Source organism: Bacillus sp. ISL-47, from assembly GCF_018613175.1.
Taxonomy (GTDB): domain Bacteria; phylum Bacillota; class Bacilli; order Bacillales; family Cytobacillaceae; genus Cytobacillus.
Genome location: NZ_JAGGQS010000055.1, coordinates 49886 through 59760 on the forward strand (window position 1 = coordinate 49886; position 9875 = coordinate 59760).

The following is a 9875-nucleotide window of genomic DNA, read 5'->3' on the forward strand; positions in this document are numbered from 1 at the left end:
CCTCTATGAGCGAAAGATGGCTTAGCATTATTTAAAACTAGTAAATCGGCGCCTTTCCTCCAAAGCGCATGTGCTGACTATAAAAAGCCGGCAGAAATATGTAAACTTATTACCATCATATCATAGGTATGTATGCTATTTCTAAATTAGATTCACTTTCTTTTACGGAGCAACAGAGAAAAAAGTTTCATTTTCGGTAAAATCATTGCTGCCGGCACATGAATTTAAATTAAAAACCTAAAATAGCCGCTTTCACCTTTATTCCCGTCCCCGCATAAATTGGAGTACCCCGCAGAAGAAGGTGAGTCAGTATGAGGCTGCTTTTTGGAAGAGCAAGATACCGAGGTATAGAGGACGATTTGGAAATCATTAAAAATGTTTTGTGTTCAAGTTCCTTTGTTTTTATGGATGTCTTTTTCTGGTCTTTTCTTCTGGCAATGCTTACTTTTTCACTGCATCAATCACTCGCTATTGGAAGTTTGATATTTATAGGGACATATATATTTGGGCTTTGTTTGTTTTTTGCTTTAAAAAAATGGCTGGGGGACCAGCCGGATTAAATTTTTTGCTTAATATGGTTCAAGATGTCAGCCAGAATTTCTTCACCTGCCATAACTCCCCTGTTATTGGAAATTTTATATGGAAGGCAAAGTGGTTTATTTTTGGCAAGCTCGCCATGGTTCGGAACATATGGATAATCGCAAAACTGCAGAAAATCATGGTCAAGCACTGAATCCCCTGCTCCATAAACAGAGCTTATTCCTTCCCGGTCCTTAATAAACTTTACTGCCTCCCCTTTACATATTGGGTTAGGCATAAAATAAAGCTTTCTGCCCTGCAGCGAAACTCGCCAGCCAAATGATTCAGCCAGATTGCTTATAACGCTTTTTGCATCACTTGTAAGTTTCTCATTCAAGATATAATAAAAGAAAAGATTATCTGCTGTTTTAAGGGTACCATTCAACTCAAACCCTTTCGTTTTTTCTATCATATCCTCAAAAATGGAACACTCGGTCTTTAATCGATCCAGGACAATCCCCGTCCATTCTTCCAGAAGCTTTCCATTTAAATGAATTTTCGCCCCGTTCGATGTAACAGCGTAGGGTGCAGGAAAGTCTTCTTGAAAAATAAATACACGATTAAATTGTTCGTACGTTCTGGTCGTAACAGGAACAAAGAGGATTTGAGAGCTGACCTCTTTTAATTTCTCGTGTGCCTCCTTAGTCATGAAGGCGGTTTCCTTACCTTCTTTGCGCTCCACCCCTACTAAGCTGCCTCTGCCGGGATGTCCTAAATCAGCGAGGGCCCTGTCTGAATAAATAAGTGTTCTGTCCAGATCTGATGCAAACATCATCATTGCTCTTTTCCCGCCTTTTTAATTAAGCCGCAGCAGGTGTAACTCATGTTGGGATAATGGAGAATTTCAACATTGCGCTCCCTGGCCAGCATGACAATATGGCGGACATACGGACTCTCCGGGTCTTTCATAAGAATTTTCCATGGAAGCCTTCTGAGAAGAACTCTTGTTGTTTCTCCAACACCAGGCTTTACAAAATTAATCGATTCAATTTTAAATTCTTCTTTAATTTCCCGGATTTCCTTCATTCCCTGAAAGGTTGCTTCCTCTCGGTTTTTCATCAGGACTGAAGCTGTTTCTGCAGCTTCTTGCTTAATAGATTGAAACTCATTTCCCACAACTGAAAGATATTCATTCGAAACATCGGCACTTTCAAGTTCTTTATAATATTTGGCACCATGAAAATCACCAGGCCCAACTAAGTTATGATTTAAAACAGTTCTGCTTACCAGCCCTGAAACCGTAGAATTTAGGCATGCACTAGGAATTAAAAAGTCTTCCCTGGTCCCAAAAAGAGTTGTGCAATGCCCTGGATCTGCAAGTACGGCTAATGTATCATCCAGCATAACCCCATGAGTCCCATAGAACCCCTTGCAAGCCTTAGTTAATTCAATCGAAATAGCCCCTTTGCCCGTCCAGCCGTCAACAAATTGGATATGGCTTCCAGGGTGAGAGTTTAAAATATGCTTAATTGCGTTTTCATCAAGACCCCTGTCCCGGATAATTGATATGCTGTAATGCGGCAGGTTCACCCCATAAATTTCAGAAAGATACCGCTTTATTAATATGCCTACCGGGGTGCCTGCTCTTGCTAATGATACTAAAATCGTATTTTTACCTTTTTGTCTCCATATCTGTTCAGAAACAATGCCTGTGCACAAAGCTACTTTTCGTTTGTACTCTTCAAGTGTTTCCCAAAAAACCTTCAAGTAATTCTGGGGAGGCTGATACTCAATCGGCAGTGTTTCACTGTAATGCTGACCGGACTGAATATTCTTTTCCCTTTGCTCAATTGTCCCCTCAAGAGAAAAACTGCTTAAGTCCTTTAATAAAAAAACGACATCATTTTCACTATATGAACCAAATTGATTCTTTTGATCTGCAACTCTAGTCATTTGATTCACCTCCATTGAAGAAAACGATCTTAATATGTTTAAAGCAGCTCTTTAAATTGCTGATGAAAGGTTCAAGTGCAGTGCGAGATACCTCTCTTTCAAAAAATAGAAATAATTCATCGTAGCGATCTTCAGGAATGTTATATACAAACTGTGCCATATCAGGATCTTCAGGATTTGGAAAAGAGTATCCATATTGAGCACCATAATTTTCTTCATTCCTTACAAAAATCGGGCTCCGGGTTGTTGAATGAAACTTTATGTCATCCCCCATTAAAGAAGCGAGTCTCATCGGGATAAACATAAACTCGCCTGTTCCGAGGCATAAAGTGTTCTCGCCATCCCGTTTACTGGAAAGAAACTGCCCAATCTCCTTAAGTGACTGGTTCAGCCTGGCCTGGCCTTCCGCATCCAATCCAAACCGGCCGGATTCCTTTACATAAGGTACATGCCTAATATCTCCACCTAGTGTTAATGATGGGTAGGCTGCCTGATTCAGCAGATTCGGGAGTTCTTTGTTTATATGAATATATGAAATGACAGCAGAGATTTTGTCTGTTCTAGGCTTTACATGAACTTCACTTATATCAGGCGAGCCCACAACCTGAATGATGCCCTTTAGAAGTGAAACGCTATTGATGATGATACCCAATTCCTTTTCAAGATCATCAAAATTTTTATGATCTTTATCAGAACGCCAATCCAAAATAGATACAACAGTATATACTTTTCTAGGAAATCTCTCATGTATGGACCGGATGATATTTATGGCTGTTTTTCCGGTAGTCATTTCATCGTCGACAAGGATAATTTCCCTTTTATTATCCAAAAGGCTTTCATCAATATAGCAGCGGTGAGAAGTGGCATGGGAATGCTCTTCTTCGAATGCAATAACAGAATCCTTGTCCTCAAGCTCCTCCCTCGTAGTATGAAAGAAGTCCGCTTTATTAAACGATTGGAAAAAAGCATGTCCGAGAGCGGTTGCAGTTTCTGCAAATCCAATAATAACCGGTCTTTCATCGTCATCAATAAAAGGTCTTCCGTTATAGGCCCGTGTGCCATTCCTAAATGCAGAAAGAAGCTCAAAAGTTTTTCCTGTCTCTTTATTCTTAACCTTTTCCATATAACGGTTGGCAAGGAGTTCGCCAGTCAGAAGCCCGATTTGCGGATTAATCGGAATATGCTTCCCAAGAACCTTGCTGACAAACAAAAAGGATCTTTTTTTATTAATCCTCGCAGCCATAACAAATAAGTCCTCTGCAGGAATCTCATATGGATTATCTGTAATATCTATCTCAACGCTTAACGAGTTGAGGATCTGAAGTGAATGTTTCGTTTTGGAGAATGTCAATGTATGTGTATTCCTCATGCAGCACCCCGTAAATTTCAGATTTTAACAATATCTTTTTAGCCCAATACAAGTGAGGCTTAATTTCATTCATTTTATTTTGGTAAGAGCTTTTCATCACACCTGTTTTTCCATCTGCCTGATCCACAATGCTTTTTGCATCAAGGTACTCTTCAAGGGTAACCGTATTAAGAGCCTGTACAGGCCGAATATGGGTAGGATGAATAATGGTTTTGCCAGTCAGTCCATTCGAGATATCCATGGCTATCTCCCTAATTAACCCATCCATATGCATATCAATCAAATCAGTGCGCATCTTGATTCCATCTTGCCCCAGCCGTTCCCGGAAAGGAGTCTGCCTGATCTGTGGCTTAAGAAGACGTTCCTTAGATGAGAAATATTCCCATACAGGGCCGGAAATGACGTACGGGTTGTCAGCGCGCAAAAATACATTAATGATATCGGAAATGCAATCTCTAATCACAGCGATATCGTAAACTGTTGTATCCGAGTTTCTGCGGATACCATACAGTCCGCTGAAATCTGTAGCTCCAATCCTGACATTCAGTATTAAATCCTCATGCCGGTCCAGAACCTTTTTAATGCCGATTAACTCCTGAAGCCTGGTTTCTTTTTGTATGATCTGTTTTGTCTCAAGGATCGGCATTGCGTATAAGCAATAACCATTGTTATTAAGATTATTAATTTCACTTAAGACTCTGCTTCCCTCTTCTGGAGAAAATTTGGGCAGCACAAATCCTGTTAAAAGATGCAAACCATTAGGGACTTTCCTTTTTAATCTAAGGAGCTGCTCAAAGTTTCTAATTCTCACAAAAATTAAAGGAAGATCTTCTTCGTGGCACAGGCCTTTTGCCAAATCCATACTGAGGCTTTCCAACTCTGCAGACAGCAGTTCTTCTGCTCTTTCTACCTCATCATCCCCTATTGCATCCTCCAGGCAAATGACCATGGAGGTTAGGCCGGAATGCTTTTTTGAGAGAAGATCCTGATGGATATTCGGCCTCGTTGCTGGCATATATAAGGTTGCCCCCAGCGAGTATGCCAACAATTCCCTATCGGATCTTTTATTAAAATATCCAGGTTTTTTATAAAAGACCTGTTTTAATTTTTCATCCAGGAGATCGGAAAATAGTCTCATTTTTGCTGCTCCACTCTTTCTTTTATAAGTTAAAAACCATAACAATTTACCCCTTTTATGCAAAAAAGGATAAAAAGAAAGGGAGCGGACATGTGTCTGTTCCCTTTGCTGATAGTTGGTTATATTTGTTTAAACATTAATTTGCAGTTTCTTGTTCTTTCTTCTTGTTTCTGTAGTGGACAACGAATGTTCCTGCAAACACAACAAGCAGAAGGATAAAGAAATGAACATGTTCGACATGAACACCAAATACGCCTAAAAGCATCTTCGCTGCGATAATTAAAATTAATACATAAGCTGCAGTCTCAAGTTCAGGTATTCTATCAATAAGCTTCAAGAAAACTCCGGCAACCCCACGCATCATCAATACGCCCAGCATTCCGCCTAATAAAAGAACCCAAATTTCCTGGCTGATCCCAAAAGCTGCTAATACGCTGTCAACAGAGAATGCGATATCCATCAGCTCAACAGCTGCAACAGTTCCCCAGAAGGTTCCAAACAGACGAACAAGCAAGCCTCCTTGATTGATGCCCTCTATTTCCTCATCTTCAGCACCAAGACCTTTTTTCTTGTCAATAAAGTACTTGATGGATAACCATGCCAGATAACCGGCACCTAAAATTTTAACCCACCAAAATTCAATTAGATAAACCCCAATACCAATTGCTATGAAACGGAAAATATAAGCACCCAGTAAACCATAGAATAGCGCCTTTCTTCGTTTTTCCTCCGGCAAATGCTTAACCATAACCGCAAGTACCAGTGCATTATCCGCAGACAAAAGACCTTCCATAATGACAAGTGTTCCAATTAATCCCCAGCTGACAGGGTTTGATAAAACATCAACCCACATTTCCCAGTTGAAGAACTGGGCATAAGTATGAATAATTCCTTCTATAACTGACATCCTTGTACTGTTCCCCCTAGATAATCCATTCTATTTTGTCCGTATAAAAGACTCGGCATTGCCGAGCCTGATTATGCAAATATACCTCTTAATTACCCAACCTGTAAACCAAAATCTTTTGCCAATGCAGCAAGGCCGCCCTGATATCCGCTGCCAATTGCACTGAATTTCCATTCTCCATTATGTCTGTATAATTCACCTACAACAAGTGCTGTTTCAATGGAGAAATCTTCACCAAGGTCATAACGGATCAATTCTTCACCAGAATCCTCATTAAGGATTCTTACATAAGAATTAGAAACCTGTCCGAAGTTTTGGCTGCGTGCCTCCCCATCATGAATCGTAATAGTAAAAGTAATGCGCTGAACGCTTGCAGGTACATTCGCCAAATCAATTTTAACCTGCTCGTCATCGCCATCTCCTTCACCTGTACGGTTATCGCCAGTATGTACAACAGCTCCGCCAGCGCCAGTTGTGTTGTTATAGAAAACAAAATCGCTTTCAGAGGTTACTTTTCCACTATCTCCAAGAAGGAAAACGGAAGAATCCAAATCAAAATCATTTCCGCCATCATATTTGTTTGTGTCCCATCCAAGACCAACTACTACTTTTGTCATTCCAGGGTTTGTTTTTGTTAAATCCACTTTTTGTCCTTTTGATAAGCTTACTGCCATTTCCAATCAAACCTCCATTAAATAGAATAAATGTATATACGGTAGATATTATGAAAAGTTTCATAATCCATAAAATTATTTTTTCATAATATGAAATTTATTTCAAACTTTTAACTCAACCATTTTGGAGGAGTATTTTTGTCCCAATAAATTGCCCCTAATTCGTGATGAGCCTGAAAGTTGTCATGATGTGTATGATAATGGAAATTAAACCAATAACCCTGCTGAGGCGGATGGTCTCTTCTTACATGGAAGCGGATGACGTCTTCATTCGTTTGGCTATTGGCAATATGAAAGATCTTTTCGGAAAAACCACCCCCAGGAGTTTCAGTTACCATTAAGTGTGCCATGCTTTCTTCAGGAAATTGAACGGTCACATCCTGGATGGCCTTTTCAATATTCGGAAGAATAACTTCATTGAACTCATCCTCAATAACCGGGCCAATTTTTGTTCCGAATTTTTCATATGACTGCAGTTCTGCTTCTTTGACCATTTGCCTGATAAAGACTTCTTTATCAATAAACTGTTCATCTTCCGCAGGTGAGTCTGCACTTCCATCTGTATTTTCAACGTCTGATGCTTTAGAAGCCTTTAACTGGTTCGTATTTTCATAAAGTAAGGCTTGAGACGGTGTAACCATGCCAAAGGTTAAAATGGTTATAAGCACAACAAAGGATTTTCTCAGCCATTTTGGCATTCTTTTCATCCACCTTTCCCTTTACGCAAGGACTTCTTTCAATATACCGCTTTTTCCGATATTGGCTGCAGCCTGTTTCAAAACTTCTTCAGGCTGAACGAGAGCAATTCGCACATATCCTTCTCCCCACTTGCCGAAAGCATTGCCTGGAGTTACCACAACATTCGCCCGGTTAATTAATTCAATTGCAAATTCCTTTGAGTTGTATGGCTCAGGCACCTCTGCCCATAAAAACATAGAGCCTTCTGGCTTGCTGACATTCCAGCCGATTTCTTTTAAACCCTCTGTCAAAACATCTCTTCTGGTCCTGTAAATATCCCTCAAGCTGTTTAAGAAGCCCGATTGATCTCTTAACGCTTTAGAAGCTGCAGCCTGAACCGGCAGAAATACTCCATAATCCAAATTGGATTTGAAATTTGCCAGCATTGTGATCAGCTGATTATTTCCGGCCGCATAAGCTACCCGGCAGCCAGCCATGTTAAAGCTTTTTGACAGTGAATTCATTTCCAGACCGACTTCCATGGCCCCTTCTACAGACAAAAAACTTAGCGGCTTGCGTTCATAATAAAGCTCCGAATAAGCAAAGTCGTGAACTATAACAAAGTTATACTTTTTAGCAAGACAAATGGCTTCAAGGTAAAATTCCTCAGTAGCCATCGCGGGAACAGGATTACCTGGAAAATTCAATATCATTAACTTTGTTTTAATAAGGATTTCCTCAGGTAGTTCACCCAGATCAGGAAGAAACCTGTTTTCCTTTTTCAGCGGCATTGAATACATTTGAGCCCCAGCCATTCCTGCACCTGCAGCATAGGCTGTATATCCCGGATCTGGTACAAGAATATAATCATCGGGGTCACAGAGAACCATGGGCAAATGCACAAGCCCATCCTGGGAACCCATCAACAGGAGCACCTCGGAATCAGGATCAAGTGACAATCCAAAGTTACTTTTATAATAGTCACAGACCGCGGAATGGAATTCATTTGTCCCTGTTAAAGAATAGCCGTATAAATCCGGATTCAGTGAACTTTTAGCCAATTCATCTGTAATAAAACTTGGCGGCGGCAAATCAGGGCTGCCAATGCTTAGGTCAATCATTGGAATTCCGTCTGAAAGTTTAGAATTCTTAATTTGTGCCAACTCCGCAAAAACACTTTCCTGAAAAGATGCCATTCTTTTTGAAATAGGAAAATTCATGATATCTGTCCTCACTATGTATCTATTATCTCTTTTTCTATTATACTGCTTTTTGGAGTAAATGAAAATTGATTTCATTTTTAGGTTTTTAAAACAATAGTTATATAGTGAAAAATAAGTATCCTGTGATTACAAAGCAATAAAGCGGGAATAATAAGGAACAAATCGTTTTATACGAGTTCAGAAGAAGAAAAAGGGGGAAATCAGGATGGATTGGTCTCTTGTCTTTGTTATTGCAAGCTTACTTTTGATGGCTTATTTTGTTTATCTGGCCATTGCCGATTAACTGTGAAGGTGCCGTAAACGGCACCTTTTTCATTTTTCAATGACACCGAAATGAAACTTGGATGTTTTTCTTTTATATACTCTGAAGCCAAATTGCTTAAATCTGGAGCTTCTAAAATGGTCTTTCAATACAACTCTCTCTTTAGCAACTCTTTTTGCGTGAAAAATTATTTCCTCCGACAGGTCTGCATATACAGCAAATCGGCTAAGGGCTTTGATTCCATCTGACTCAAGGATGTTTTCTTCGAACATCGGATCAAAATAAACTACATCATAACTATTATCAGGAAGCATTTCCAAATAAGGAAAAGAGTTTGTGGATTTAACATGGATTCTCCTCATTGATTGGTCCATTGATTCCAATCCTGATTCCCATTGCCTCAGCCCATTTTCCACAAGAAAAGCGAGGTAACGGTTGCCCTCCAACCCTGTTACTTCCCCTTCTTGGCCAACAGTATAGCTCGCCATAATACTGTCAGAGGCAAGTCCAAGCGTACAGTCCAGCATACTTTTGCCTCTCTGAAGTCGGGCTGCCTGAAGAAAAGGGTCACTTTCTCCCTTTATCAGTCGCTTTATTCTAAACATTGCTGAATTGGGGTGGAAAAAGAATGGCTGGTTTTCACCCACTGGAAAAAGCTCCAGGCGCTCCTTCCCCACAACAATGCAATCATCCTGCACTTGTTTCTGAATGGTTCCCACGGACCTTTTATTTCTGTCAATATATTCTGCTTCCAATTCGGCAGCAATTCTTCTGGCCTTTTCCTTCATTTCCTGATTGGTCCGTCCTGCAGTTGTAATAATCAAATCGAGTTCACCTGGCTCTTTTTTTATAAGACTCTTTTCTCATAGATTGTTGTTTTTGCTTATAAACTTTGCCCGTTGATTTCCGCTCAAGAAACTCAGCGAACCGCGGACGATCCGCCGCTCATCAAGCACTAAGCCTGTGTGATCCGCTTCTCCTGCTGGACTTTGAATAAGCATCCTCGAATAAACACCGCATAGTGGAAATGTGAATGCATTTTCGAGAGTCTCGCGCCCTTCGCTCCAATCAACGGAGTGCAAAAGTTATTAAATAGCTTTTAATAAAATGGCTCTTTTCATATAGATTGTTATTTTTGGACTATAAAGCTTG

9 protein-coding genes are annotated in these 9875 nt (G+C 40.1%); all 9 read right to left on the minus strand.

Going from position 1 to position 9875, the window contains the following annotated elements; genetic code table 11:
- Positions 1–556: 556 nt before the first annotated feature.
- Positions 557–1357 (minus strand): HAD family hydrolase, encoded by an 801-nt coding sequence (locus J7I93_RS19070; protein ID WP_214727587.1) that lies wholly within the window; start codon positions 1355–1357, stop codon positions 557–559.
- Entirely contained in the window at positions 1354–2472 is a 1119-nt protein-coding gene (locus J7I93_RS19075) for a cysteine protease StiP family protein (RefSeq protein WP_214727588.1), read from the minus strand. The genes J7I93_RS19070 and J7I93_RS19075 overlap by 4 nt, the downstream gene beginning before the upstream one ends.
- On the minus strand, positions 2465–3841 hold the full coding sequence (locus tag J7I93_RS19080) for a phosphoribosyltransferase family protein (RefSeq protein ID WP_214988143.1): 1377 nt from the start codon (positions 3839–3841) through the stop codon (positions 2465–2467). Before J7I93_RS19080 ends, J7I93_RS19075 begins: the two co-directional genes overlap by 8 nt.
- Positions 3768–4979 (minus strand): HpcH/HpaI aldolase/citrate lyase family protein, encoded by a 1212-nt coding sequence (locus J7I93_RS19085; RefSeq protein WP_214727590.1) that lies wholly within the window; start codon positions 4977–4979, stop codon positions 3768–3770. The genes J7I93_RS19080 and J7I93_RS19085 overlap by 74 nt, the downstream gene beginning before the upstream one ends.
- Positions 4980–5115: 136 nt before the next feature.
- Positions 5116–5886 carry a TerC family protein gene (locus J7I93_RS19090; RefSeq protein ID WP_214727592.1) on the minus strand — a complete coding sequence of 257 codons (771 nt, stop codon included), beginning with the start codon at positions 5884–5886 and terminating at the stop codon, positions 5116–5118.
- A 92-nt stretch (positions 5887–5978) separates the two neighbouring features.
- A complete protein-coding gene (locus tag J7I93_RS19095; RefSeq protein ID WP_214727594.1) occupies positions 5979–6560 on the minus strand; it encodes a TerD family protein in 582 nt (193 codons plus the stop codon).
- 110 nt (positions 6561–6670) lie between these two features.
- Positions 6671–7258 carry a YpjP family protein gene (locus J7I93_RS19100; protein ID WP_214727596.1) on the minus strand — a complete coding sequence of 196 codons (588 nt, stop codon included), beginning with the start codon at positions 7256–7258 and terminating at the stop codon, positions 6671–6673.
- Between the two features lie 21 nt (positions 7259–7279).
- Positions 7280–8458 (minus strand): LL-diaminopimelate aminotransferase, encoded by a 1179-nt coding sequence (locus J7I93_RS19105; protein ID WP_214727598.1) that lies wholly within the window; start codon positions 8456–8458, stop codon positions 7280–7282.
- Positions 8459–8773: 315 nt separating this feature from the next.
- A complete protein-coding gene (locus J7I93_RS19110; protein ID WP_214727600.1) occupies positions 8774–9547 on the minus strand; it encodes a class I SAM-dependent methyltransferase in 774 nt (257 codons plus the stop codon).
- Positions 9548–9875 lie beyond the last annotated feature (328 nt).

Bases quoted from the DNA above. Each gene is read 5' to 3' on its own strand.
- J7I93_RS19070 (WP_214727587.1), bottom strand. From the start codon at position 1,357: ATGATGATGTTTGCATCAGATCTGGACAGAACACTTATTTATTCAGAC.
- J7I93_RS19075 (WP_214727588.1), bottom strand. From the start codon at position 2,472: ATGACTAGAGTTGCAGATCAAAAGAATCAATTTGGTTCATATAGTGAA.
- J7I93_RS19080 (WP_214988143.1), bottom strand. From the start codon at position 3,841: ATGAGGAATACACATACATTGACATTCTCCAAAACGAAACATTCACTT.
- J7I93_RS19085 (WP_214727590.1), bottom strand. From the start codon at position 4,979: ATGAGACTATTTTCCGATCTCCTGGATGAAAAATTAAAACAGGTCTTT.
- J7I93_RS19090 (WP_214727592.1), bottom strand. From the start codon at position 5,886: ATGTCAGTTATAGAAGGAATTATTCATACTTATGCCCAGTTCTTCAAC.
- J7I93_RS19095 (WP_214727594.1), bottom strand. From the start codon at position 6,560: ATGGCAGTAAGCTTATCAAAAGGACAAAAAGTGGATTTAACAAAAACA.
- J7I93_RS19100 (WP_214727596.1), bottom strand. From the start codon at position 7,258: ATGCCAAAATGGCTGAGAAAATCCTTTGTTGTGCTTATAACCATTTTA.
- J7I93_RS19105 (WP_214727598.1), bottom strand. From the start codon at position 8,458: ATGAATTTTCCTATTTCAAAAAGAATGGCATCTTTTCAGGAAAGTGTT.